The organism is Streptomyces sp. SID13726 (assembly GCF_010548375.1).
GTDB lineage: Bacteria > Actinomycetota > Actinomycetes > Streptomycetales > Streptomycetaceae > Streptomyces.
Window position 1 is genome coordinate 507,940 of sequence record NZ_JAAGLY010000006.1, and the last position, 24,270, is coordinate 532,209.

The 24,270-nt window shown below is 67.3% G+C and carries 21 protein-coding genes and 2 pseudogenes; 12 read left to right on the forward strand and 11 right to left on the reverse strand.

Translation table 11 applies throughout. The annotated features are described in order from the left end of the window. Nucleotides 1-777: 777 nt before the first annotated feature. The 3 genes and pseudogenes from G3I78_RS19465 to G3I78_RS19475 form a co-directional block, all read right to left on the reverse strand. Nucleotides 778-1,493, reverse strand: a pseudogene (locus G3I78_RS19465) (transposase family protein). Nucleotides 1,494-1,619: 126 nt separating this feature from the next. Further along, the gene (locus G3I78_RS19470) at nt 1,620-2,378 is read right to left on the reverse strand and encodes a hypothetical protein (RefSeq protein WP_164426149.1); all 759 of its coding nucleotides are present in this window, start codon (nt 2,376-2,378) and stop codon (nt 1,620-1,622) included. A 35-nt stretch (nt 2,379-2,413) separates the two neighbouring features. Then, nucleotides 2,414-3,592 carry a hypothetical protein gene (locus G3I78_RS19475; RefSeq protein WP_164425357.1) on the reverse strand — a complete coding sequence of 393 codons (1,179 nt, stop codon included), beginning with the start codon at nt 3,590-3,592 and terminating at the stop codon, nt 2,414-2,416. A gap of 33 nt (nt 3,593-3,625) precedes the next feature. Between G3I78_RS19475 and G3I78_RS19480 the strand changes: the two are divergent. Then, nucleotides 3,626-3,813 (forward strand): annotated as a pseudogene (locus G3I78_RS19480) (ISAzo13 family transposase); the annotation flags it as partial. Nucleotides 3,814-3,861: 48 nt separating this feature from the next. Here the strand turns inward: G3I78_RS19480 and G3I78_RS19485 are convergent. Next, nucleotides 3,862-5,094 carry a hypothetical protein gene (locus G3I78_RS19485; protein ID WP_164426151.1) on the reverse strand — a complete coding sequence of 411 codons (1,233 nt, stop codon included), beginning with the start codon at nt 5,092-5,094 and terminating at the stop codon, nt 3,862-3,864. A 589-nt stretch (nt 5,095-5,683) separates the two neighbouring features. Between G3I78_RS19485 and G3I78_RS19490 the strand changes: the two genes are divergently transcribed. From G3I78_RS19490 to G3I78_RS19500, 3 genes are read left to right on the forward strand one after another with little or no spacing between them, the layout of a single operon-like run. Next, nucleotides 5,684-7,051 carry a dsDNA nuclease domain-containing protein gene (locus G3I78_RS19490; RefSeq protein WP_164426153.1) on the forward strand — a complete coding sequence of 456 codons (1,368 nt, stop codon included), beginning with the start codon at nt 5,684-5,686 and terminating at the stop codon, nt 7,049-7,051. Continuing rightward, nucleotides 7,048-7,620 carry a hypothetical protein gene (locus G3I78_RS19495; RefSeq protein WP_164426155.1) on the forward strand — a complete coding sequence of 191 codons (573 nt, stop codon included), beginning with the start codon at nt 7,048-7,050 and terminating at the stop codon, nt 7,618-7,620. The genes G3I78_RS19490 and G3I78_RS19495 overlap by 4 nt, the downstream gene beginning before the upstream one ends. 1 nt (nt 7,621) lies before the next feature. Continuing rightward, on the forward strand, nt 7,622-9,562 hold the full coding sequence (locus tag G3I78_RS19500; protein WP_164426157.1) for an ATP-binding protein: 1,941 nt from the start codon (nt 7,622-7,624) through the stop codon (nt 9,560-9,562). Nucleotides 9,563-10,031: 469 nt separating this feature from the next. Here the strand turns inward: G3I78_RS19500 and G3I78_RS19505 are convergent, their stop codons facing one another. Together G3I78_RS19505 and G3I78_RS19510 are read right to left on the reverse strand one after the other, a co-directional pair. Further along, nucleotides 10,032-10,610 carry a hypothetical protein gene (locus G3I78_RS19505; RefSeq protein WP_157851157.1) on the reverse strand — a complete coding sequence of 193 codons (579 nt, stop codon included), beginning with the start codon at nt 10,608-10,610 and terminating at the stop codon, nt 10,032-10,034. A 557-nt stretch (nt 10,611-11,167) separates the two neighbouring features. After that, entirely contained in the window at nt 11,168-11,539 is a 372-nt protein-coding gene (locus G3I78_RS19510; RefSeq protein WP_164426159.1) for a hypothetical protein, read from the reverse strand. A 414-nt stretch (nt 11,540-11,953) separates the two neighbouring features. Between G3I78_RS19510 and G3I78_RS19515 the strand changes: the two genes are divergently transcribed. After that, the gene (locus G3I78_RS19515; RefSeq protein ID WP_164426161.1) at nt 11,954-12,850 is read left to right on the forward strand and encodes an aminoglycoside phosphotransferase family protein; all 897 of its coding nucleotides are present in this window, start codon (nt 11,954-11,956) and stop codon (nt 12,848-12,850) included. 25 nt (nt 12,851-12,875) lie between these two features. Here G3I78_RS19515 and arsM read toward each other — a convergent pair whose 3' ends face one another. After that, a complete protein-coding gene (gene arsM, locus G3I78_RS19520; protein WP_164426163.1) occupies nt 12,876-13,631 on the reverse strand; it encodes an arsenite methyltransferase in 756 nt (251 codons plus the stop codon). A gap of 105 nt (nt 13,632-13,736) precedes the next feature. On the opposite strand from arsM, the gene G3I78_RS19525 reads away from it, so the two are divergent. Then, complete coding sequence (locus G3I78_RS19525; protein ID WP_164426165.1) at nt 13,737-14,111, forward strand: metalloregulator ArsR/SmtB family transcription factor; 375 nt, start codon at nt 13,737-13,739, stop codon at nt 14,109-14,111. A 376-nt stretch (nt 14,112-14,487) separates the two neighbouring features. Here G3I78_RS19525 and G3I78_RS53205 read toward each other — a convergent pair whose 3' ends face one another. Beyond that, entirely contained in the window at nt 14,488-14,649 is a 162-nt protein-coding gene (locus G3I78_RS53205; RefSeq protein WP_343243803.1) for a hypothetical protein, read from the reverse strand. A 112-nt stretch (nt 14,650-14,761) separates the two neighbouring features. Between G3I78_RS53205 and G3I78_RS19535 the strand changes: the two genes are divergently transcribed. Then, nucleotides 14,762-15,175 carry an arsenate reductase ArsC gene (locus G3I78_RS19535; protein ID WP_164426167.1) on the forward strand — a complete coding sequence of 138 codons (414 nt, stop codon included), beginning with the start codon at nt 14,762-14,764 and terminating at the stop codon, nt 15,173-15,175. A gap of 47 nt (nt 15,176-15,222) precedes the next feature. Here G3I78_RS19535 and G3I78_RS19540 read toward each other — a convergent pair whose 3' ends face one another. Then, nucleotides 15,223-15,981, reverse strand: coding sequence for a hypothetical protein (locus tag G3I78_RS19540; RefSeq protein WP_164426169.1), 759 nt, complete (start codon nt 15,979-15,981; stop codon nt 15,223-15,225). A gap of 155 nt (nt 15,982-16,136) precedes the next feature. Here G3I78_RS19540 and G3I78_RS19545 point away from each other — a divergent pair, with 155 nt between their 5' ends. Further along, entirely contained in the window at nt 16,137-16,949 is an 813-nt protein-coding gene (locus G3I78_RS19545) for a PhzF family phenazine biosynthesis protein (protein ID WP_164426171.1), read from the forward strand. An 81-nt stretch (nt 16,950-17,030) separates the two neighbouring features. Here G3I78_RS19545 and G3I78_RS19550 read toward each other — a convergent pair whose 3' ends face one another. Further along, a complete protein-coding gene (locus tag G3I78_RS19550) occupies nt 17,031-17,831 on the reverse strand; it encodes a CPBP family intramembrane glutamic endopeptidase (protein WP_164426173.1) in 801 nt (266 codons plus the stop codon). Between the two features lie 200 nt (nt 17,832-18,031). On the opposite strand from G3I78_RS19550, the gene G3I78_RS19555 reads away from it, so the two are divergent. After that, nucleotides 18,032-19,813 (forward strand): substrate-binding and VWA domain-containing protein, encoded by a 1,782-nt coding sequence (locus G3I78_RS19555; protein WP_164426175.1) that lies wholly within the window; start codon nt 18,032-18,034, stop codon nt 19,811-19,813. 10 nt (nt 19,814-19,823) lie between these two features. Here the strand turns inward: G3I78_RS19555 and G3I78_RS19560 are convergent, their stop codons facing one another. Next, entirely contained in the window at nt 19,824-21,341 is a 1,518-nt protein-coding gene (locus tag G3I78_RS19560; RefSeq protein WP_164426177.1) for a glutamate-cysteine ligase family protein, read from the reverse strand. A 525-nt stretch (nt 21,342-21,866) separates the two neighbouring features. Here G3I78_RS19560 and G3I78_RS19565 point away from each other — a divergent pair. The 3 genes from G3I78_RS19565 to G3I78_RS19575 all read left to right on the forward strand — a co-directional run bounded on the left by G3I78_RS19565 (nt 21,867) and on the right by G3I78_RS19575 (nt 24,265). Further along, nucleotides 21,867-22,433, forward strand: coding sequence for a hypothetical protein (locus G3I78_RS19565; RefSeq protein ID WP_164426179.1), 567 nt, complete (start codon nt 21,867-21,869; stop codon nt 22,431-22,433). Nucleotides 22,434-22,816: 383 nt separating this feature from the next. Beyond that, nucleotides 22,817-23,014 (forward strand): DUF5999 family protein, encoded by a 198-nt coding sequence (locus tag G3I78_RS19570; RefSeq protein ID WP_164426181.1) that lies wholly within the window; start codon nt 22,817-22,819, stop codon nt 23,012-23,014. Nucleotides 23,015-23,227: 213 nt separating this feature from the next. Further along, nucleotides 23,228-24,265 carry a LacI family DNA-binding transcriptional regulator gene (locus tag G3I78_RS19575; protein WP_164426183.1) on the forward strand — a complete coding sequence of 346 codons (1,038 nt, stop codon included), beginning with the start codon at nt 23,228-23,230 and terminating at the stop codon, nt 24,263-24,265. Nucleotides 24,266-24,270 lie beyond the last annotated feature (5 nt).

Here is a 24,270-nt window from a genome sequence, read left to right on the forward strand (position 1 = left end):
TCAGCAGTATTGCGCCAAGTACCCATCCGGCGGAGCGAATGGATTCCCTGCTGAAGCTCGGGGAAGGCATCGCGCGAACACTCGGGATCATCGCCCTGGCAGAGCTGGCTCAGGCTGACAGGGAAGAGTTCCTCAAGACTTTGAGGCAAAAATTTCGATCCGGCGCCACCTTCGGCACATGGACGACGATTCTTGGCTGGCAGGCCGCGGCAGGGTGGGCGATCCTAGATCCTGACGCTCGCGGGGATGCACACTTGCTACTTAGAGGTATCAAGGAATTCAGAAATAGTGGGTCAGCCCATGCTCATGGCGTGCGTGAAATGCACGAGATCGGCGACGCTGCAGATGAACTTGAACACCTCGTCCTGCGGACCCTTAGATCGGTATCTTGGCTCGCCACTACGCATTGGGATTGGGTCGAGCGGTGCGAGTACCTCGATACGGCCTCTTTCAACCTTGTAAAGCAGCGTCTCCGTGGGAGCCACCCGGCTTGGGAACCTATTGAGGAATCCAGTCAGCACCCGTTGAGACCCAAGCACATCTACGTAGGGAACGGCCCTACGAAAGCCCCGCTCGATCTTTGGCCCCTGGCGTCCGTGGACGTATGCTCCGATTGCAAGACTCGTGAGCTATTTCTTGTCGATAAAGTAGAACAGGGCGTGCTGACGCTGAAGAGCCTGAGGGATCACCCCATAGAAATTACGTATCCAGATCTCTAAAGGGTGTTGCACAAGGCCGTGATTGTGCAGGCCAGGGGTTTTGATCGCGGTCTTGTGGTCATGATGCGAGGGCGAGGTTGTGCATGTGGGCGACGGCTGGACAGCGCGGTGGAGGCCGGCGCCGTGCTGCCGGCAGTCGCGGAGGATCTTGTAGTTCTTCATCCGGCCGATCACATGCTCCACCCGCGCACGCACCTTGCGGTGGGCGGCGTTGTCGTCCTCCTCGCCCGGCAGCAGGGGCCGGCGGGGGCGTTTGCGGTGCGGCACGACCATCCCGCAGTTGAGGTAGGCGCCTTCGCCCAGGACGGTCACGCCCTGGCAGTACGTGCTCAGCCCGGAGGCCCGCCAGGCACGGGCGTCCGCGGTGGTATCCGGCACCGGGCGGGCGGCAGCGATCACAGGAGGGGTGTCGGGCATCGACGACGACCTGCACGTTCGTCGAGAACCGGTAGTTGCGTGACGAGGAGCCGACGGTCCGGTCACGGACCGGGACCAGGGTGCCGTCAAAGATCCACAACCGTTCCGCCGCATCGGCCGCGCGGTAGGCAGGCTCGAGTGCCAGCAGCGGGCCCAGCTGCCGCATCGTCAGGTTCGTCCGGTAGTAGACCGCGACCATGAGAACCCGCTCGGCCAGCGGCAACGACCACGATCGGCCCCGCAGCGTGCCGTCACCGCCCCGCTCCCGCACCACCTTCAACAGACCCGAAACTGCGTCACCCGCAGCCCCGTAAAGGTCTCTACCCACACCCGCTCAGCCCGCAACACCCCGGCCATACAACGGAGATGCCCAGTTCAGAGCCTTGCGCAACACCCTTTAGATAATCCTCATTCTCGCTGGTCAGAGGCGTTCTTTGTTTGTGTGACCGCCTGCCGGACAGCCCCCTTCATGAAAGCGCGAGGTTAAGCTGAAGGCTGACCATTGAGGTAGTTCCACCAGGCCAATACCAGACTGCGGACGAAAGCCTCACCCTCGGCCAGGGTCATTGTCCGTTTCGGAAGTCCGGTCCCGGTAGCTCTTGCATGACGCGCCTCGCTGCCACTCACATCAGGTCGATTGGCTGATGCCGTAAACGCAGACAGATCACCACCGGACACCCACTGCGTCGCCTTGAGTTGCTTATCGCCTCCCACGTTGCCACGCACAATCTCATAGACCTTGTAGAGATCAACCCAGGTTAGTGAAACGCTTGACCTGCCCAGGATTTCCAGAGTCTCGGCAACATCGACGTGGCTCGACGCCAACTGCATGTACGGCGGTCCTTCTGGCGGTGATGGGGGCGGGGGTTGACATGGTGGCGACTGTCCATCACTCACCGACAGAACTACGCCGTACGCCTTGGACCGAACCACGGCGGTGTCAGCCTGCACAATATGGTGACGTCGCCTGTTACCCGTGCCGTCATCCTCCACGAAGATGCCGGGCAGACTGACGGGCCGAAAGCTGCTGTCCAGGACACGTGCCACCCCTGTCACTCGCTGGAGAAGGTTAGTAGCTGCCTCGAACAACCGCCCACCGTTGTCCATGAGGCCGCCCAACTCAGCCGAGTTCAGGTAGTAGCCGCCCTCCTCCTTGCTAACCCTCGGGTCGCCCTCGCGGAAGAGTTCCACCAAGGCATCCAGATCGAAGGTATGGCCCTCTAGCTTTGCCTTTACCGCCATGCCACCTCTTCCCACAATCCATTTTGCGCTGGCCACTACAGCTTATCGATGCACTCCCGTAGCAGCGCGTTTAGGTAAGCCCCGAAGGGCAGCAGGTCGTGCATGGCGATGACGTCCTTGCTAGGGCGGATCCGCCGGTGAAGTACATCATCCGCCTGGTTCTTGGATTCCAGCAAACGGGTCATGTACTTCTTGTCGGTCCGGGTCCACTTGTAGTTACTGACTGCTGACTCAAAGGAGTTGGTACCAAGAATCGGCGGGACATGGTCGATGACTGCCCTTACTAGTGCGTGGCAGGCATAGACATGATCTTCCGCGTAACAATCGTTCAGCTCGCGCAGCAACTGCAACAGCTTGTCGAGACTCCAGGTGGTCTGACCCTGTTTCTGCTCCAGTTCTTCAATGAGGCCAGCGTTGACGTAGAATGGTAATGTGACGGTAGGAGAAGCTGTTGGCGCCAGGCCCTCCGACGCGCCTACGATGATGTTCTGTGCATATTGAGTCACGGAATGGGTTGCCTCGAATAGAAGTTGCTCCTCAAGCAGGATTTCAGTGACCTTTGAAACATATTCGCTGAGGTCACTGACATTCCGATACTTAGCGAGTTCTCGGTTCAGCTCAAACCGCCAGCCGTTGCTGGTGCCCCACGTCGAGTAGCCGCTCCGCAATACTGGTTCGTGGCGGAAGATAGCAGGCAGCGCCCCCAAGAACTCAGGCCTCGCGGCGGAGAAGTCCCTTCGGATGTCGTCCGACGTTATATATGCCTTCTCTACCTTGTCCGGTGAGGGAGTCATGGCCTGCTGATGCTTAATCAGGTACTGCAAGATGGTGATGAAATGATCGCCGAAGACGCGCTCAAGTTGGGGAACATGGAGGCCAGCGGCGACGGTAAGAACCGGGCGACTATCGTCGGCAAGCTGGTTCCGGTCGTACCACGCCAGTCCGTATGAACGCTGCCCGATGAGCGGAGACCCCACGCTCGGCAACGACTTAAGAACCGACGCAGCATCCAGACCCTGGCGGTCGAGCTGAGCCTCGACGTAGTGCCAGACCGGCCACTGCCCCTTCTTGAGGTAGGGCTCAGCCATAGTGGTCATCAGGGCAAGCTGGCCGTCATCAAGCTGAGCCGTCAACGCTGACATGGTTCGTCCGATCTTGAAATCATCCGCCTGGATGGCCCCGTATCGTACGCGCCCTGAGCGGTCATCAGCCATGGCTTTCACGCTGGTCAGGCAAGCCGGATCTTCCTGGTCGCCGAACCCCTCGCCGTACTGTTCGCCACCAGCCGCACCGCCATCGCACGCTCCTGAAGAACAGGCGGTTGCTCAAGGCACACGGCATCGTCATTCTGCCCGCGCCGACCCCATCGGTCGCCCAGGCTCGGGCCCATGCCCAAACGAGCACACCCAGCAACAAGATCAAGAGGACACGTTAATGATCTGCAAGCCCTTAGACCTATTCGTGCTCCAGCAGTCGCGCTTGCTCACCAATCTTCTTCCGGGGCTTCGGTACGCGATTCAATGCCCGCCGTGACGATTTCCCCGCGGTTGCTCAGGGAGAGGCCGCAGAAGGGGCAGGAGAAGGACTCGACCGTTCCGACGTCGACAACCCCGCCAGGGTGGATACACGACTGTGCCCAGGCATCGCAGCGGCAGGGTACGGGGCTGAGGTCCCCGTACACGTTGCCGGCGTAACCGCAAGCCGGGCACTCACGCCACCACACGTGGTCACCGCTTGCCCGACTGCTTATCAGGCAGCCTCTTTGGTCGAGGTGGATCAGAATGTCAACTAGGGGCATATCGCGGTGGCGACCCTGAACGTCGACGAGTCCAGCGATGACACCTGAAGCGATCATGACCTTGACCGTTACAGCAGTATGGGACCGCTGCAGGACGCCAGGATCCTCGTGGGAGGACACCGGCGCAGGGAGCGGGAGCACTCCGTGCTCTACGAGCAGCCTCTCGGCGGCTTGCCCGGCTTGGGATCCCTCGATCCGTAGTGCAGTGACCAGTGCAGCATCCAGCGCAGTGCGGGTGACGTCCCCTTCGAGCTCGCTGGACATTGTGGCCTCGTCCCAGGAGGCGGCTTCAAGGCCTGTACTGAGGGCTACCGAGACAGCCGAGCGGGCACGCTCGCGCGCGGCGAGCGCAAGTTGTTGGGCGAAGGGTTCCAGGAGAGGCCGTTCGTCCGGTCCTGCGGGGGCGGGCACGGAGGCAACCTGGCTCAGATCTGCGAAGACGTTCGTGTATTCGCCCCAGAAGTCAGCTGGGTCCAGGCCTAGCTCGGCACGGACAGACTCGACGACCTGGACACCCGTTTCGATGACCTTCCTGACGGCCATGTCATCGAGGTAGGCAGAGTGCGCGACGCCGTTGCGGGAGTCGGCGAACGGCCGAAAAGTCCGTTCATCCACTGGCATACGGCCGCGCATGAAGACGGCTGCAGTCTTGAAGGCTTCGAGTATGCCGATGGTCCTTGCCTCAGAGAGAGGCTTGACGCCGTTCGCGTCCCCGTGGCCAAGAGAGTGAAAACGGAAGGACTGGTCACCCTTCTCAGCGATCAACAAGGGGTTGTGACGGCACAGCAAGGCCTTGAGGATGTGCTCGCATCCGACACCAGCGTGTAGGACAGCAAAGGCGTGGTTCCCCTGGCGCCACGAGTCCAGGGATGCGCGCAGGAACCGGCTCGCCATCTCGGTGAAAGTCTTCTCGTTCAAGTTTCCCTCCCCCTCAACTCGATCTTGACTCAGTGGTCGCGCTCTCGTCCAGCACGGGTCCTGTTGGGCCTCCGGGGGGCATCCCAAGTCGAGGGTCAGCGTCGTTGACATTGCGTGGGCTTACACCTCGTCGGCACGTCGTCCGTGAAGTCGCCGGCCGCGCGCCGGGGCCAGGTCGGCGGACGGGTCAGCCACAGGGCGCAGCGGTGCGAGCGCAGCATCGGAGGGGGTGGTGGCGGGAGATCCGGCCGGGACCGGAGCTGACCGGTTCGCGCCTACCCATCGTCTTCCTTGTCCGCCAGTACGGCCTTCACCCGCTCCTCCAGGGCGCTCTGTCGAGCCTGCTTCACCAGCGCCCCTGCGTAGGCGCCGAGGAAGTCCGCGCGGCGCAAGCTTCTTGATCGCTGGGGCGAGCATCTGAAGGACACCGGCTAGCGGGGCGAGCGAAATGACATCTCCCACATGATCACGCGACGGACAGTTACGCGGCGACCCTGGAGTGTGATACGGGTAGGGATCTTCACGTCTGCTGGCGGAGCAGACGTAGAAAAGAACGCGCTCTCATACGGGGCCGGAGCGGGGGACGTTGATGGTCGATGCGTCGGGCGGAGCCACCAGGGCCGAGCGCCCTGCAACTGCCACGGGTCCGGACGGTTCGACGCACGCGATCTTCAGGCTCGCCCCGGGCGAAGACAGCGGCTCGGATACGTTGGGCCGCTACCGCTACCAAGCGGAAGTAGCCGCGCGGGACTGTCTGGCCATGCTCACGCAAGACGCGATCGACTTCGTCGTCTGTGAATGGCACGAAGACTTCGTGGTGGCATTCACCGACGGCTCTGTGGAACTCGTATCGGTCAAGCACCGCGAAGAGAACCAAGGCACTTGGACGCTCGTCAAGTTGTGCAAGAGCGGCGGCCTTACCCATCTCTTCGACCGCTGGTGCGCCTGCGAGTGCGCCGCGAACGTGCGGCTCCGGCTGGCCACCAACGCGGCCATGAGCCCAGCCAAGGACAATGCCGGTCTCCTGGCTCGGATGTGCGGGCCGGGGCCTGAGATCACCGACGGCTTGTCGGCCATGGTCGACACCATCGCCCGCCAGATGTTGAAGGTGCGTTGGGAAGAGCCCTATGACAACGTCCCTGAGACACCCAAAGTGCCACTCGCAGACATCCGGATTCCGGCAGGCTTCGCGGACAAGGTCAGACAGTTCCTCACGGTACTGGAGATCTCGTGTGATCCGCCCCAGCGCGCGTACATCACCGACGTCAATATCCAGAGTCTTCTGGTGCCCGCCGTCGAGCGACTGCAACTGGTGCACGTAGACACGGAGGCCAGCTACCGCAACATCGTGGATCGGATCGAGTGCGCCAACCGTGACGAGAGCGACCGCGGCCAGCTTGCCGCCTACATCGCTGATCCGAGCCGCGTCCGCTACAGCACGCAGATGCAGCAGCGCATCGCGCGACGGAGCATCACTCGCGACGTCCTCCGTGCCGAGATGGCGTACACATCGGCCCAGCTTGCCACGTTCCCACGGGGCCAGGTCCCCCTGGTGGCACCGGGGGGCGCCAAGCTCAACCGCAAGCTGCTGCGCGGCCTAATCCCATCGGATGAAGCGGCGTTCGCGGAACGGCTCCGCTCGGCCTGGTACGCCACCTGGTCCGAGCGGCGCTCCGGCCTGGCCGGAGATGACACCGATCTGCTGAACTTGTCCACGGACGTACTGGAAGTCGTCTTCGAGTGCAAGCGCCACGCCCGCTCGCAGACCCAGGACGGCAGCGAGTACGGCAGCACCATGAATGACCTGCTCACCCAGCGGCTCAAAGTCGACGGGCTGTCCACGCCGCCGCCTTTCCTGGTGAAAAATCAACATCTGCTGGGGCTGGCCTATCAGCTGTGCGACGAGTGCCTCTTCTACTTCTCTGAGAACTTCGATGCAGACGGTGAAGCGTCATGACGCCGGGCGCCGACTTCGAGGCTGCGGCAGTCCGCATGCGCACCCGGCGGCGGCAGGCCGAGCAGCGTGAGAGCCACTATCACGAAGCGCGAGTTCTCCTGCTCATTGCGCAGTTCACCACCGCCAAGAGCAGTCTCGCGGGTCTGACTAAGCTTGCCAAGCTCGACTTCCTGCTGCGCTACCCGGCCATGCTGGAGCGTCTCCTGCCAGCCGGGCAGGCCTCCTGGCCCGAAGGAACGGCCCCGTCCCCGGAGGAGCGTCTGGCGGTGGAGAGCCGGATGACCCGCTACAAGTACGGGCCCTGGGACCAGCGCTACTACAGCATCCTGGGCTCCCTCGCCGCCCGCGGCCTGATCACCTACGGCGACACGGCCCGAGCCGAATTCCGCGTCACCGAGCAGGGTGCCACTGCCGCTGCCGCCCTGGCCGCTACACCGGAATGGGCGGTAGTCGCCAGCCGGATCAAGCTGCTCAAGAAGCATTTCAACAAAACAGGATCGGCTTTGAAGAACCTCATCTACGACCGCCTGCCCGACGCGGTGGACCGGCCCTGGCGGACGGAGATCTGACATGGCCGTCGACCTGCGCATCGTCTCCCTGACCGTCATCACCGCCGAGACGGAGAAGACCTACCGCTTCAATCGCCCGGCCACCGTGATCACCGGCCCCATCGGGACCGGCAAGTCCAGCCTGCTGATGCTCTTCAAGCATGCCCTCGGCGGCACCGCCATGCTCACCCCGGCCGTCCGCGACCACGTCCTGTCCGTCCAAGCCGAAGTCTTGGCCGGTACCGAACGCATCGTCCTGCGGCGCGCCATCGGGGGCGACACCGCTGACAGCGTCGACCTGCTTGACCCGCACTCCCTCGCTCTTGACCGCACCCTGCCCCTGCGCAATACGGAGAGCGGTGGAACAACGCTCTCCGATCACCTGCTAGACGCTCTTGGTTTTCCCCGCGTGCAGATCGCCGCGCGCCGCGAGGGGGTAGCGCGGCAGCAGAACCTCACCTTCAACGACCTGTACACCTACGTCTATCTCCAGGCGCGCGAGATCGACCGCCAGGTCGTCGGCCACCTGGACTCCTGGTTCGAGCCCAAGCGTAAAGAGCTCTTCCGGTTGATGTTCGCACTGACCGACGGCGTACTGCTGGAGCTCAAGCGCACCGCGGGCCAGCTCACGGACAGGCTGAAGGCCCGAACCGCCGAGCACAACAACGTCGGCCAGTTCCTGGCGGCCTCCGATCCCCGCAGCGACGACGAGCTGCGGGCTGAGCTCGCGCAGCTGCGCGACACTCTGGGACGGGCCGAGTCCGCGCTGGCGAGTCTCCGCACCGAACTGGAGGAACAGACGGCCGCCGACACCGCACTGCGGGAGGAGCTGCAGGCTGCGATCCACGCCGCCCGGCAGGCTGAGGAGGAAGTCTCTGCCGCCGCCGACCTTGTGGAGGCACGAGGGGCGGTGGTCGCCCAGGTGCAGCTCGACCTATCCCGTCTCGCGCGGTCGGCCACCGCCATCGACCAGCTGTCCCCCTTCGAATTCGTCGTCTGCCCACGTTGCATGCAGTCCCTGACCACACGGGCCGTTGCGGAGGACCATTGCGTCGTCTGCCTCCAGCCCGATCCCGTCGTGGCTGATGTCGACCCGGCGGCCATCGAAGAAACACGCACGGTCCTGCAGCAACAGCTTGAGGACGCGCAGCACATCGAGCAGTCGGACGAGACGCACCTGCAGGCCGCACGGCAGCGGTCGCAGCAGCTCAACTTCGCCGTCACCAGTCTGCGTCGGCAGCTCGATGCCCAGACCCGCGATGCGGTCGCTCCACGCTTCGACGCAATCACCGATGCGAGCACCCGCGTCGCCGCGCTCAAAGCCAGCATCGATGCCATCACCCAGCTGCGGGATTCTTGGGCCCGTGTCCGCGCCATCGACAAGGACATCCGCGACATCAGAGCCGAGCGGCGGCAGGTCAATAAGGACATCAAGGAAAAGTCTGAGCAGCTCAAGGCCAGCCAGACACTGCTCGGCGACCTCAGCACCGAATTCGGGCAACTGCTCACCAGCTGGAACCTGCCGTGGGTCGACACGGCCGTCATCGACCGCGACACCTACCTGCCCGTGGTCAACGGACAACCCTTCGAGAGCCTGCAGGCCTCCGGCGGTGGCATCGCCACCTCCGTGAGCCTCGCCTACAGCCTGACTCTTCTTGCCTTCGGTCTCGACCACGCCGACGTCCTCGTGCCATCCCTCCTTGTTATCGACTCGCCCCGCAAGGCCTTCGGCAACAACGACTCCGACCGACAACGCGCTACAGATATCTACAGCCGCTTTCGGACGATGGCCGACGCATACGGTGAGCGCCTTCAACTGATCATCGCCGACAACGACCCTCCGCCAATCACCAGCGACTCTTTCGGCAAGGTGGAGTTCGACTACGAGAACCCCATGGTGCCCGGCGTCGATCATCCGGGCCCCGATCGTGTGACCCGCATCGAAAACCAGACGCAGGACTGACTTCGCGTCCAAGGCTCGGCCCCGGCACCGGGCGCAGACACTCAGCCGAGCGAACGGACGTGCGGCGCCGAAAAGACCGGTATCGGTGGGCGGGTGCGGGCGGCGGCAGACGCACCGGCGATCCCATGCCGGCTCGGCAACACCTGATGGATACTTCCGGCATGGACACGGGCAGCCCCGGCGAGTCGGCAAAACCAGGCGACGTACTCCGGGCACGCTACCGCCGCCGTTTGCCCGAACGGCTCACAGCCTGACAGGCCCCACCTGTGGGGTGGTGGCGCTTTCCCTGTAGGTGCCCTGGTCTGGCCCGACCGGAAACAGCAGGAGTCGCGGAGCCAGCACGGAGCGTCAACAACAGGCGATCCTGGGACACCGGGTGACGTCGCATTGCCTATCGGCGGACTCCCTCGCCCGCCCAGGGTCGTGCCTGTACGTCCGCGTTCCGCCGGGAAACGGCAGGAGAAGGTGCTTAGGTCCGGCGTGGCAGTCTCGCCTGCGGCCAATCCGCTTCTAGAAGGAGGTCGAGCTTCTCGGCGTACGCGAAGAGCAGCCTCGCATCCTCCTCGAGGTCCTCAAGGGTGCAGACGATGTTGGCGCCATCCTGCTTCCTGAAGAAGCGGGAGCGCATGACGCCCACGCCGTCCCAGTTCCACCAGGAAGCGTGAACGGCATCGTCGCGGCGGCGCTTGAGCTCGTTGACCTCGCCCCACTCAAGGATCTCGGCGAGTGCGGTGGCCTGTGGAATGCTCCTGCGGGATTGCGCCACCAGCAGTTTGTGAAGGTCGGACCATGTTTTGTCGACGAGCGAGAAGCCGCCCTGCTCGTCTCTCAGTAGCAGTATGAGCCGCTTCATGGCCGCCTCGACATGGCCGCCGGCGACCACGATGGCGCCGATCAGCCCGTAGAGGCGTTCACGGTAAGCGAGGTCGGCTTCGTCCGGGCCTCCGTGGCGCCCGACCCTGAAGGTGGAGATGTCCACGCTCGACCGGGCTCTGGGAGTGGTGATGTCCAGGTCGAAAGACGGTCCACCGTCCAGCTGGGTGCTCATCCGGTAATAGAAGGAGTGCCCGGGCGGGGGCCATTCATCTGACATGCCTGGATCCTGTCGGTTCTGGCTCCCCGGAGCCACCGCTTTCTGCTCCGCCGCAAGGGCCAGCGCGGCCTCGCCGAAAGGCAGGATCCAAGTGATCGGCTTCTAAAGCACGGCCTAGCAGGCGTTCGACCATGGTCCCAGACGGTCGCCGAGGCGATCAACCTTCACCGAGAGAGGTCAAACACGCAGCGGTCAGCCTGAGCTGACACAAAAAGCCATGTGGTCACTCATCGCTGACACAAACGAACTTTGATCAACTCTTTCTGGCAATCGATCAACGATCGCTGTCACAGGTCATCTCTTCATGGAAGGCGGCCACACGGCCGAGGTGGGCCAGGAAGGGGGCGCCGGGCCGACGAGGCGCGCCGGGCATGCGGCAGGCCACCAGCGGCACCCGGGTCAGGCGGGGGTGCGGCTGGTGGCCTTCTTGATGCGATGAGTCAGTTGGCGCGACCGATCACTCGATGTCGCTCGCCTCGGGCGTGGAGAGTGCCTGTTCGCTCAGGCGGAGTTCAGCACTGGTTGGGCACGTTGCCCGTCTGGTTGCCCTTGAGCAGGCCGCCCCAGATCCAGCTCGAACCCGAGCCGAGCAGGACCCACTTGTCGTGCGAGACGCCGTTCTGGCTCACCCACTGGCCGTGCGCCCAACATATGGCGCTGAGCTCGTAGTTGGCGGGGACCGTGTAGTTGATGCTGCACTGGGTCGAGGCGCAGCTGCGGATGTTCGCGCTGGTCCACGTGTAGACCCACGTGTTGGTGACGGTCTGGCCGGACGCCGGCGCCCGGGTGTCCTGGCCGACGGCCGCGGCGGTGGGCGCCGACATTCCCGCGGCGGCCAGCAGCCCGGCGGCGATGGTCGTGACGACCTTGGCTCTCATGCGCATGAGAAGAATCCCCCTGTTGAACTCGGTCAGTTGAGCTCGGTCCGCTGGGATATCCAGCGTGAAAGACGCTAACCGGCACCACTCGACCGAGTTAGTCATGTACTGGCCAATACATGACTGAGAGGTGGCATTCCGCTATCACTGATCAGCAATGGCGTCACAGGTATCTGACCAGCGAGATTCTCCGCGGCGGCCACCATCGGCACGCGCCCCCTGCCGGGCCGTCGTCGAATATTCGATCGCCTCTGAGGCCCAGGGGAATCAAGTTGCTTCCTTCCTGGTCACTCGACATTTTTGTGGCATGGGCATGTCGGCCGTGGGCCTGATCGCCGGAGCATGGCGGGAAGTTGCCGCAAACCGAGTGATCGGAAAACCGAGTTGCCCTGGCCCCTGGCGCATGGATACAGATGAGAAATGACCATGCACGACGACCAAGTGAACGTGACCACCGAAACCGTTGCGGCCTTGGTCCAGGAACAATTCCCCCGGTGGAGCGGCAAAGAGATCCGGCTCGTGCCGGCGACCGGGACGGTCAACGCCATCTTCCGCATCGGGAACGACCTCTCGGCGCGCTTCCCCCTGCGGCTGACCGATGCCGCCGAGGCGCTGGCGTTCCTGGAGCAAGAAGCCCGGGCGAGCGCGGAGTTGGCACAGGTGTCCCGGTTCCCTGTCCCGGAACCCGTCGCCCTGGGGAGGCCCGGACCGGGTTACCCCATGCCGTGGTCGGTCCAGACATGGCTGCCGGGAACAGTCGCCTCGGATGCCGACCCGAGCGCGTCGGACGCCTTCGCCGCAGACCTCGCCGACTTCATCGCGGCGCTACGGAAGACCGACACCCGGGGCCGGCTCTTCGACGGCGGAGGCCGTGGCGGCGTTCTCACCCACCACGACGACTGGATGGCGCGGTGCCTCGAGGAGAGCGAGGGGCTGCTCGACGTGCCCCGGCTGCGCCGACTGTGGAGCCGCCTGAGGGAGTTGCCCCGCACCGGCGCCGACGTGATGAGCCATCGCGACCTGATCCCCGGCAACGTCCTGGTCACCGGAGACCGGCTCAGCGGCGTACTCGACACCGGCGGCTTCGGCCCGGCCGACCCGGCGCTGGATCTGGTCGGCGCCTGGCACCTGTTGCAGGCAGGTCCCCGCGAAGTGCTCCGGCCGACGCTGGGCAGTGACGATCTGGAGTGGGAGCGCGGCAAGGCCTGGGCGTTCGAGCAGGCGATGGGCGTTGTCTGGTACTACGTCGAGAGCAATCCGACGCTGAGCGCGATGGGGCGCCGGACACTCGGCCGCATTCTGGAGTCGACGGAGTGAGGGCGCCCCGCAGGCCGGTCGGCCCTCACCGCGCCTCGGGCTTGACGGCGCGGACGATGGCGGAGTGCATGCCGTCGGCGACCGCATGGGTGGGAGCGATCTCGACGTCGGTGAACCCCGCGGCCTCCAGACCGGCGCGGTACTCGGCGAAGGAGAGCGCACCGGCGATGCAGCCGACGTAGTCGCCGCGCTCCGCCCGCTGTTCGGGGCCGAGGGTGTCGTCGGCGACGACGTCGGAGACGCCGATCCGGCCACCGGGCCTGAGGACACGGAAGGTCTCGGCGAACACGGCGGGCTTGTCGGTGGACAGGTTGATCACGCAGTTGGAGATCACTACGTCGATGGTGTTCGCGGGCAACGGGATCGCCTCGATGGTGCCCTTGAGGAACTCCACGTTCGTCGTGCCCGCCTTCGCCGCGTTGGCCAGGGCGAGTTCGAGCATCTCTTCCGTCATGTCCAGCCCGTACGCCTTGCCGGTGGGGCCGACGCGGCGGGCGGAGAGCAGGACGTCGATGCCGCCGCCGGAGCCGAGGTCCAACACCCGCTCCCCTTCACGGAGTTCGGCGACGGCGGTGGGGTTGCCGCAGCCGAGCGAGACGGCCACCGCTTCGGCGGGCAGGAGGTCTCGCTCTTCGGCGGAGTACAGGGTGGAGCCGAAGTTCTCGTCGACCTCGACCGGCTCGGGCCCGCAGCACGCGGTGCCGCCCTCGGTGACCTTCGTGGCGGCCGCCGCATAGCGCAGGCGGACGGTTTCGCGCAGGGCAGTGGACTGTTCGCTCATGACTCACTCCCGGATGACGGGCCACAGCAGCGACCCGGAACGGCCTGTATTGACGTTCGTTGATGCAACCTTGCGCCTTGATTCGAAAAACGTCAACATAGAGGTATGTCGAAACAAGAGCTTGAGGTGATCGGCCAGGACACCGCCTGCTGCCCTGGCCTGTCCGCCGCACCGCTGAACGAGACCCGAGCGGCCGATCTCGCGAAGGTCTTCAAGGCCCTGGGCGACCCGGTCCGGCTGCGGCTGATGTCGCTGATCGCCTCACGCGGCGAGGGCGGCGAGGTCTGCGTGTGCGAGCTGACCCCGGCGTTCGACCTGTCCCAGCCGACGATCTCCCACCATCTCAAGCTGCTCCGACAGGCCGGCCTCATCGACTGCGAACGACGCGGCACCTGGGTGTACTACTGGGTGCTGCCCGGGGCCCTGGACAGGCTCGCCGCGTTCCTGACCACCACGGGGCCCGCCGAAGTCACCGGGTGAATGCCTCCCCCGGCCTCGGAGGCGACCGGTACAGGGCTGTTGATGGCGGTGACGGCCGGCTCCGGCATCCGGGCCAGCGCGCGCTCGCCACGGTCCTCGGTCTCGGCGTACCCATCCTGCTGCTCGGACCGGTCTCCGGCGCGCACTTCAACCCAGGCGTGACCCTGACCGCCTGGTGTCACCGGCTGCCGGACGCCGGACGCCCTCGCTCTACGGGACGTCGTCGCGTACTTGTCCGCCCAGGTCGTGGGTGCGATCGGCGGCGCGATCCCGGCCGACGCGAGGTCCGCCGAGCCGCCGGTCGAGATCTCCACCCACGACCGGTCCGCCGCGCCGCGCTCGCCTCGCCAGCGCTGGCCTCGTACATCGGGGCCGCCTACGGGTTCACGTACTCCACGTCGTTCGCCAACCCCGCGGTGGCCGTCGGCCGGACCCTCACCGACACCCTCGCCGGGATCGCGCCCGCCTCGCCGCCCCGTCCCTCGCCGCCCAGGTGCTCGGAGCCACGCTCGAACCCCGCCTCACAACCGCCGTCCACGCCCCAAGCCCCATGCCCCGCCCCAGCCAACGCCCCCGCACAACCCGAACCACTCCCCTCCTGACCACTCCCCTCCTGACCACTCGCGTCACCCCCGAGAAAGCCCCCCGCCATGAACGCTCCCCCTTCCCGCCCCTCCGTGCTGTTCGTCTGCGTCCACAACGCCGGCCGGTCCCAGATGGCCGCCGCCTTCCTCACCCACCTCGCCGGCGACCGCGTCGAGGTCCGCTCCGCCGGATCCGCCCCCGCCGACACCGTCAACCCGGCCGTGGTCGAAGCGATGAACGAGGTCGGGATCGACATCTCCGAAGAAACCCCGAAGATCCTCACGACCGACGCCGTCCAGGCATCCGACGTCGTCATCACCATGGGCTGCGGCGACACCTGCCCGGTCTTCCCCGGCAAGCGCTACCTCGACTGGCGACTCGACGACCCGGCCGGCCAGGGCGTCGATGCCGTACGCCCCATCCGCGACGCGATCGAGGCACGCGTGCGCACGCTGATCGCGGAAGTGACACCCAACTGACGCCCGGCCGAAGAAGACGGCGTTTGCCCGATCAGCACCAGAACACGTCAGCGCCCAGATGCACGTCCACCACCCCGCGCAATGTCAACCAGCATCGGCCGAAGCACCACCCCCAGACTCGGGTCGGTGCGCTCAACTTCCCGGCCCAGCAAGGCGACGACGGCTTCGAAGGCCCGCCGGAGTTCCGTCTCGTCGAGCGATCGGACCAGGGTCGTCTCCAGCGGCCCGGTCAGTTCGTGCGGCAGCAGATGGGCCCCCTTGGCATAGCCGGTGGGGTGTCCGAGGCGGAGACAGGCCAGCGCGATCAGCTGGTCGCGGGCGGCGCTGATCCAGTGTTCGGCCTGCCACCACCGGTGCCTCTCGATGCAGACGCGAGCATGGAGGGCGTGGTGCCAGGCCAGGCCGACGAGGTGATCGCGGGTCGGCGGGGCGGTGGGTTCGAGCTGGGCGGTTCGGCCGAAGACGGTGCGCCAGGCGGGGCCGAGCGGGCCGAAGTCGTCCGCCGGGGTGAAGGCGATGTCGACCTCCAGCCAGGCCGGGAGCAGGAACACGCGGTAGATCGTGGACCCGGACGACAGGTCCCAGTGGTGCTGGGCGGCGAACTCCTCGTAGAGGATGTCGGTCCAGCGGACCAGGGCCGGGCCCAGCTCACCGTCGATACCGAAGGCCAGGTCGATGTCCGACCAACGGTCGTCCGCCCCGACCGCGTCGGAGCCGGTGATCGCGGCGCCCACCACCTCGGGGTCGGCCTCCGCCAGCGAGAGAAGCCGCGCCCGGACGTGTCCCCGCTGATCGACGTTGAACATGGCGCAACCCTAGCCGCCGGTCGTGGCCAACCGGCCGCGATGATCAGGCAGTTGTCGAGGAGCGGTGCCCAGCGGCGGAGCAGCAGGCAGAAATCGGTCCAGCTCCCCCGAATTGGCCTTGTCCTCACAGCGCGACCAGCCCATACCGTCGGCCCATGCGCATCCGAATCGTCGACGCCTTCACCGACCGCCCCTTCGCCGGCAACCCCGCCGGGGTCCTGCTCCTGGACGAGGGCTTCCCGGACGACAACCGGCTCCAGGACATCGCCCTGGAGGTCAACCACGCCGAGACGGCCTTCGCGCACCGGCTCCCCGGGGGCGGCGAGGCCGACTGGGCGCTGCGCTGGTTCACGCCGGTCACCGAGGTGAACATGTGCGGCCACGCGACCCTCGCCACGGCCCACGTCCTGCACACCACCGGCGCCCACGAGGGCCCGGTGCGGTTCGCCACCCGCAGCGGGGTCCTCGTCGCGACACCGGGCGCGGACGGCTCGATCACCCTGGACTTCCCGACGGCCCCGCTCAGCCCGGTCGCGCTGCCCGAGGGCGTCGCCGAGGCACTGGGCGCCGAGCCGCTCACCGCGTTCGACACCGGGCCGGACATCGGCGACCTGCTGCTCGAACTCGCCGACGAGAAGACCGTGCACGCCCTGCGCCCCGACCACAGGGCCCTGGCCGGCTACTCCGAGCGGGGCGTCATCGCCACCGCCCGCGCCGAGAACCCGGACCTGGGCTACGACTTCGTCTCCCGCTGCTTTTTCCCGAACGTCGGCATCGACGAGGACCCGGTCACCGGCAGCGCCCACACCGCCCTGGCCCCCTACTGGTCGCAGCGGCTCGGCCGTACGGAACTCACCGGTCTCCAGGCCTCGCCCCGCTCCGGCCGGGTCCGCACCGGACTGCGGGGCGAGCGGACCCTGTTGACGGGCCGCGCGGTCACCGTCATCGACGGCGAGCTGCTGGCGTAGCGCGTCCCTGGACGGCGAGCTGCCAGCCTGGCGCACCCCGGGACGGCGAGCCGCCGGCCTGGCGCACCCCCGGGAAGTGCCTCACGCCGTGGGCAGCCAGCCCACCTTCCCGGCGAGCAGCGCGTAGCCCACGAACGCCCCGATGTCGAGCAGGGAATGCGCCACCACCAGGGGGCCCACCCGGCCCCACCGCCGGTACAGGTAGACGAAGACCACGCCCATCACCATGTTGCCGATGAAGCCGCCGATCCCCTGGTAGAGGTGGTAGCTGCCGCGCAGTACGGAACTGGCCACCAGCGCGGTGCCCGGCGTCCACCCCAACTGGTGCAGCCTGCGCAGCAGATAGCCGACGACGATCACCTCTTCGAGGATCGCGTTCTGCATCGCCGAGAGGATCAGCACGGGGTACTTCCACCACACGTCGGGCAGCGCCTCGGGCACCACGGTGAGGTTGAAGCCGAGGCCGCGTGCGGCCAGGTAGAAGGCGATCCCGGTACTGCCGATCACGGCCGCGATCCCGGCCCCGCGCACCAGGTCGGGCCCGGGCCGGGTGCGGTCGAACCCGAGGGTCCGCAGGCCCTCGCCCTCCCGCAGCAGCAAGTGAGCGACCAGCAGCACGGGCACCAGGGCCGACGTGATCCCGAAGAGCTGCCAGGCGAGATCAAGCCAGGGACGGCCGGGCGCGGCCGAGGCGTTGAGGGTCGCCGCCTGGTCCTTGAGACCGCCTGGTTTGGTGACCGATCCGACAAAACTGATCAGGGCCGACACACCACTCGCACCGAGCGAAAGCCCCAGAACGAGCAGCGTCTCGTCACGGAAGAACCTCCGTGAGAGCGCCCTCTGCGGAAAAGAATCGGCCACTGGCCCTTCCTCCGCCTGCACACCTGCCTCCAGTTGAGTAATCCCGCCTCATCCCCATCGCCGTCCCGCTAGGGTCCTTCGAAAGAAGTTACGAAGATCGTGCGCAGGGCCGCCGGGGGGACGGACGCCGTACGGGGCGTACCTCCCCCTTTTTCTGCCATATACGGCTGTTTTGTACGGCCGGCTCGGCACGAAAATCGACAGGGGAGGGCACCACCGTCATGGGACGTCACAGCTTGCCCGATCAGTATGGGGCGGGCGGCAGCGACCCCCGCCCACGAGCGCGCCGCCGCACGGTGGCCGTCGCGACGGTGCTCGTCCTGACCGTCGCCGGGGGCACCGCGGCCGCCGTCCAGGGCGGTCTGCTCTCCTTCGGCCGCTCCTGCCGGGACGAGGCCGTACGCCTTGAGGTGGCCGCCTCCCCCGACGTGGCGCCGGCGCTCCAGGCCGCGGCCGACCGGGCCCGTGACGACAACCTCACCTCCGACGGGCGCTGTCTGGACGTCACGGTGACCGCGCGCGAGTCGTACAAGGTGCGGGACGCGCTCGTGGCCGGCAAGGACCCCGGCGCGCAGGTGTGGGTGCCGGACTCGGACGTGTGGGTCGAGCAGATCGGCGCGGACGGCGGCGCGACGGAGGTGGCCCGGGTGGGCAACGTGGCCTCCAGCCCGGTCGGGATGGCGATGGTGCCGGCCGCCGCGAAGTCGCTGGGGTGGCCGAAGAAGACGTACGCCTGGCTGGAGCTGGCCGGTGCCACCCTCCAGGACGACTCCCTCAAGCTGGGCGCGGCCGACCCCGCGCGCAGTGCGACCGGGCTGCTCGCCCTCACCCAGCTCAGCAGTGCGGCCGGCAAGGTCGAGGGCGGGGAGACGCAGGCCGCGGCGATGATGAAGTCGCTCTCGCAGCGCATCTCCGACAGCGACGGACAGCTCGTCGAGACGCTGCCGCGCGACTCCTCGGGGACCGAGCAGGGCAACCCCAAGCGCAACCAGGCGCTGGTCCTGTCGGAGCAGGCGGCGTTCGCGTACAACTCCTCGGCCGACTCCGAGGGCGCCCTGGACTTCTTCTACCCCAAGGACGGCTCACCGCGGCTCGACTACCCCTACGCCCTCGTCGACCAGGCGCGGCTGAGCACCGACGAGAGCCGGGCGGCGGTCCGGTTCATGACGTATCTGCGCAAGCCCGAGCAGGAACAGCTGCTCACGGACCGGGGGTTCCGCACCTCCGACGACCAGGTGTCGGCCTCGCTGGTCGCGAAGGCCGGGGGCAAGGTGCCGCAGCCGTACGCGTCGGCGGCCGGTGAGCCCGCGTCGGCGTCGGCGCTCCAGGAGGCGCTGGGCACCTGGACGATCACCGTGCAGAGCGCGCGGATCACCACGGTCGTGGACGCGTCCTCGTCCATGTCGGAGGCCGTGCCGGGCACCGGGCGCTCCCGTATGGACGTCACCAAGGCGTCCCTCCTCCAGGCCCTCGCGACCTTCACGCAGGAGGACGAGATCGGGCTGTGGGAGTTCTCCACCAAGCTCGACGGCGACAAGGACTACAAGGTCCTGGTGCCGACCGAGCGGCTGGGCGCCGGCGCGGACGGGGGCGGCACCCAACGGGAGCGGCTGTCGGCGGCGTTCGGCGACCTGGAGCCGGTGCCGGGCGGTGCGACGGGGCTGTACGACACCACCCTGGCCGCGTACAAGTCGGCGACGTCCTCCTACGCCCAGGGCAAGTTCAACGCGCTGGTCGTCCTCACCGACGGCGTGAACCAGGACCCGGGCAGCATCTCGCGCGGCGCCCTCGTGTCCCAGCTGGAGAAGCTCTCCAGCCCGCAGCGCCCGGTCCCCCTCATCGTCATCGCGGTGGGCCCCGACGCCGACCGGGCCGAGGCCGAACAGCTGGCCGAGGCCACGGGCGGCTCCGGCCAGCAGGTCAACAACCCGGCCCAGATCCACACGGTGATCCTCAAGGCGATCGTGGCGGCGGGCGCCCAGGGAGCGGGCAACGCCGAATGACGGCCACCCGCTACCCCAGCGAAGCGGGCTCCGGCAGACCCACCGGCCAGGTGTGCACCGGCTCCCCGCTGTGCATCAGCTCGCCGTACCGCCGTGTCGTCGCCGCCAGCGCCGCGTCCCGTGCGAGACCCGCCTCCAGGGCCCCGTGGAACGTCGCCGCCTGCCAGGACGCCCCGTTGGCCCGGCGGCGGCACCGCTCCTCGATGACGCCGAGGTAGAGGTCCCGGTCGGCGGGCTCGACGCCCCACGCGGCGAGCCCCGACTCGGCGAGCGGCAGCAGTTCGTCGCGTACGAGACTCACCGCGTCGACCTCGACCGTGCCGCCGTGGCGTCCGCGCCGGGGCCAGGTCATGCGCGCGTCGATGCCGTGCCGGCAGGCCGCGTCGAAGTTGGCCGCGGCCGCCTCGAAGGGCAGCCGGGTCCACACCGGGCGCGACTCCTCGGCGAGGGCGCGGACGAGGCCGTAGTAGAAGGCCGCGTTGGCGATGACGTCCGTGACGGTGGGCCCGGCGGGCAGCACCCGGTTCTCGACACGCAGATGCGGGACGCCGTCGGCGATGCCGTAGACGGGCCGGTTCCAGCGGTACACCGTGCCGTTGTGCAGGACGAGTTCGGCGAGCGAGGGCACCCCTCCCTCGTCGAGGACCGCCAGCGGGTCCTCCTCGTCGCAGATCGGCAGCAGCGCAGGGAAGTAGCGCAGGTTCTCCTCGAACAGGTCGTACGCCGAGGAGATCCACCGCTCCCCGAACCAGGTGCGCGGCCGCACCCCCTGCGCCTGGAGCTCCGGCGGGCGGGTGTCCGTGGACTGCTGGAAGAGCGGTGGCCGGGACTCCCGCCACAGCTCGCGCCCGAACAGGAACGGCGAGTTGGCGCCTACGGCGATCTGCACCCCGGCGACCGCCTGCGCGGCGTTCCACACGTCGGCGAACCGGCCGGGGGTGACCTGGAGGTGCAGCTGCACGGAGGTGCAGGCGGCCTCCGGGGCGATCGACTTGGACGTGCAGGTGAGCCGCTCCACCCCGTCGATGTCGAGGAGGAAGTCCTCACCGCGCGCGGCGACGATCTGGTCGTTGAGCAGGGTGTAGCGGTCGACGTCGGAGAGGTTGGAGGAGACCAGGTCGTCCCGGTCGAGGGTCGGCAGAATGCCGATCATCACGATTCCCGCGTCGACCTCGCCCGCTTTACGGTCGGCATATGCCAGGGACGTACGGAGTTCCTCGGCCAGCCGGTCGAATACCCTGCCGCCCAGCCGGTGTGGGGCTATGTTGACTTCCAGATTGAACATGGCGAGTTCTGTTTGGAAATCTCGGCTCGCGATGCGCTCAAGCACCTCTCCGTTCAGCATTCTCGGCATACCGTCGGCGCCGACCAGGTTCAATTCGATCTCCAGGCCCATGAGGTTCTTCGGGCGATCGAACCGCTGCTCCGCCAGGAGCCGCTCCAGCCCCGTCAGACACCTGCGGAGCTTGTCGCGGTAGTGCTGGCGATCGGACAGGTCGAACCGGCCTGCCACGACCTTCTCCCCCATCGAAGCGTCCCTCCTCGATGCGTCATGAGTCAGGTGGGATGATGCCCAGCCGGAACGATCGGTAACGTCCCACGACGGCCCCGGGCCCGCTACGCTGTCGGATGTGACCGGTGGCACATTCACTCGGCATGAAGCTGTCAGCAGTTTCGAGTGCCCTGAAGAACTCGTGAAAAACGCCGACGAGAATTGGCCGACCGCTTCCCGGGCATTTTCCGAGGTCACCGCAGTGGACTCGACACGCAATCGGGATGATTCCCACGTATCGCCGACCGAATGGTCCCTTGCTTCGCGTGCCGGAAACGGCTAGACGAAACACCGTCTGAACACATGTCGTATAAACTCCGCGAACAAGGCAGAGGGTTGGCACCCGCGGTCCTGGATCCTGCCGTCAGGTGACGTACGGCAGTCCTCACCCGTACCCGCGTCACCGGACCCCGGCCCCCGCCTCTCTGACCCCGTGAGCTGACAGCGCCGTCCGCCCCCGCCCTCGCGCCACCATGCCTGTCGAATGAGAGGCGACCCACCATGCCGCTGCATGTCCCCCCGGCACCCGCACCAGCACTTCGCACGGTCCTCACCGCACTCGGTTCGCCCACCGCCGTGCGCGAGGCCAGGACCCCCTCCCTGCTGCGCGCCCAGGGACCCGTGACCCCCGAACTGCCACTGCCCGTACACGTCCTGGACGGCACCGCCACCCGGCTGACCGGGTGGCGTTTCCTGATCCGCTGCGGCGAGCGCTCGGTGGCCGCGGCGGAGACCATGCTGACCCCGGACGGCTGGGCGTTCTCGCACTTCTTCGAGGGGCCCTACATCCCGTCCACCGAGCGCGCGCTGCGCCAGGCGGAGGTGATGCCGCAGCCGTACCAGCCGCGCCTGCTGTCGATCCCGGGCCTGTACATGCTCGCGCTCTGGCTGCACGGCGACTGCGCGGCGGACGCCGCCACGGGCCGGCTCGCCGCCACCGACCTCCTGGTGCCGCTGGCACCGGCCCCGCCCGGTATCGCGGCCCACCGGCCGCACCGCGCCGCCGAACTCCTCCCGGTGCTGACCCATCGGGTGACTCCGGCGCCCCTGCTCGGCTCACCGGCCTGAGCCCCGCGCTCCCGCGCGACACCCTCGTACCCCGCCCCGAATTCCGGGTAGCGGGGTACGACGTTGTTTCCGGGGCCATTAGGGTCGTGCGAAATCCCCGGGCTCCGCACAGAAACTCATTTGCTCGTACGAGCACACAATTGCTCGGACGAGCCGTGTACGGCCCTGACTCCAGGTGGACTAGCCCCATCCGGCCACGACGAACCACCCGAAGGGACAGTGCAGTTGGGATGAACCATCCAGCCGGGTGAAGCGTCATCAACCTGTGAAGAAGTGGTGATGCGAAATCCCTGCGGATTGACGCCCGTGGGGCAACACTGGGTTCAGACTGAGTAATCACGACGGGGGACGTCATGACCACAACACAGCGAAAGATCCCACCAATGTGCCAGCACCAGCCGCCGTGTCCCACCGCTGACTCCACCGACCGGGAATGCGCCCGCCTCGTGGCGCACCACCCGGAACAGGGCTGGAGCCTGCTGTGCAACGGCGTCCTGCTCTTCGAGGACACCGGTGAGCTCCTGCCCGACGGCCGGGTCATCGCCCCGCACCGCCCGCTCGCGGCGGCCACGGCAGCCTGAGCACGACCGGGCGGCCGCCGTTCCGTCCGGAGACCTTGAGGGGCCGGCTCGCAGCGCCTGACTGCGCACCGGCCCCGACGCATGTCCGACGGCGATCACTCCCTGTGATGCCTTGTGTATGCCCCCACCTTTCCGGAAGACTCCTGGAAGTTTCGAGGCCCGGCCGCAGTCGACGGTCCGTCGCTGTCGAGGCTCCGACGCGGAGGTGGGCAAGTGACAGCAGGCCGGGCCGGCGCCGAGCCCCGGGGCAGAATCACCATCACGGAGATCGCCCGGCAGGCCGGAGTCTCGGTACCCACGGTGTCCCGGGTGGTCAACGGCCGCTCCGACGTCTCCCCGCGCACCCGCGCCCGGGTCGAGGAACTGCTCCAGCGGTACGGCTACCGCAAGCGCCCCGCGGCCCCCGGCACGCTGGCCGCCCTGCTCGACCTGGTCTTCAACGACCTGGACAGCCCCTGGGCCGTGGAGATCATCCGAGGGGTCGAGGAGGCCGCCCACGCGGAGGGCGCCGGCACCGTGGTCTCCGCGATCCACGGCCGCTCGGGCGACGCCCGCGAGTGGATGCGCAATCTGCGCGCCCGCGCCTCCGACGGCGTCATCCTGGTCACCTCGGCGCTGGAGCCGGTCCTCCACGACGAACTGCGCATCCTCGGCGTCCCGCTGGTGGTCGTCGACCCGGCCGGCTCGCCCGCGCTGGACGCCCCCACCATCGGCGCCGCCAACTGGTCGGGCGGGCTCGCGGCCACCGAGCACCTGCTGTCGCTGGGCCACCGCAGGATCGGCCTGATCGCCGGGCCGCCCCGGCTGCTCTGCTCCCGGGCCCGCTTCGACGGCTACCGGGCCGCACTGGAAGGCGCCGGGCTCACCCTCGACGAGTCGCTTGTCGTGCCGGGCGACTTCCATCCGGAGTCCGGCTTCGCGGGCTGCGAGAAACTCCTCGACCTGCCCGAGCCGCCGACCGCCGTGTTCGCGGCCAGCGACCAGATGGCGCTCGGCGCGATCGAGGCGCTCAGGCGACGCGGCCTGCGGGTGCCGCAGGACATGAGCCTGGTGGGTTTCGACGACCTTCCGGAAGTCCGCTGGTCGGCACCCCCGCTGACCACGGTCCGCCAACCCCTCGCCGACATGGGCAAGTTGGCCGTCCGCACGGTCCTCGAACTGGCCCGCGCCGAGGGCCCGGACACCCCGCGCGTGGAACTGGGCACGGAACTGGTGGTGCGGTCGAGCACCGCACCACCAACCCCCCGATGAGTACG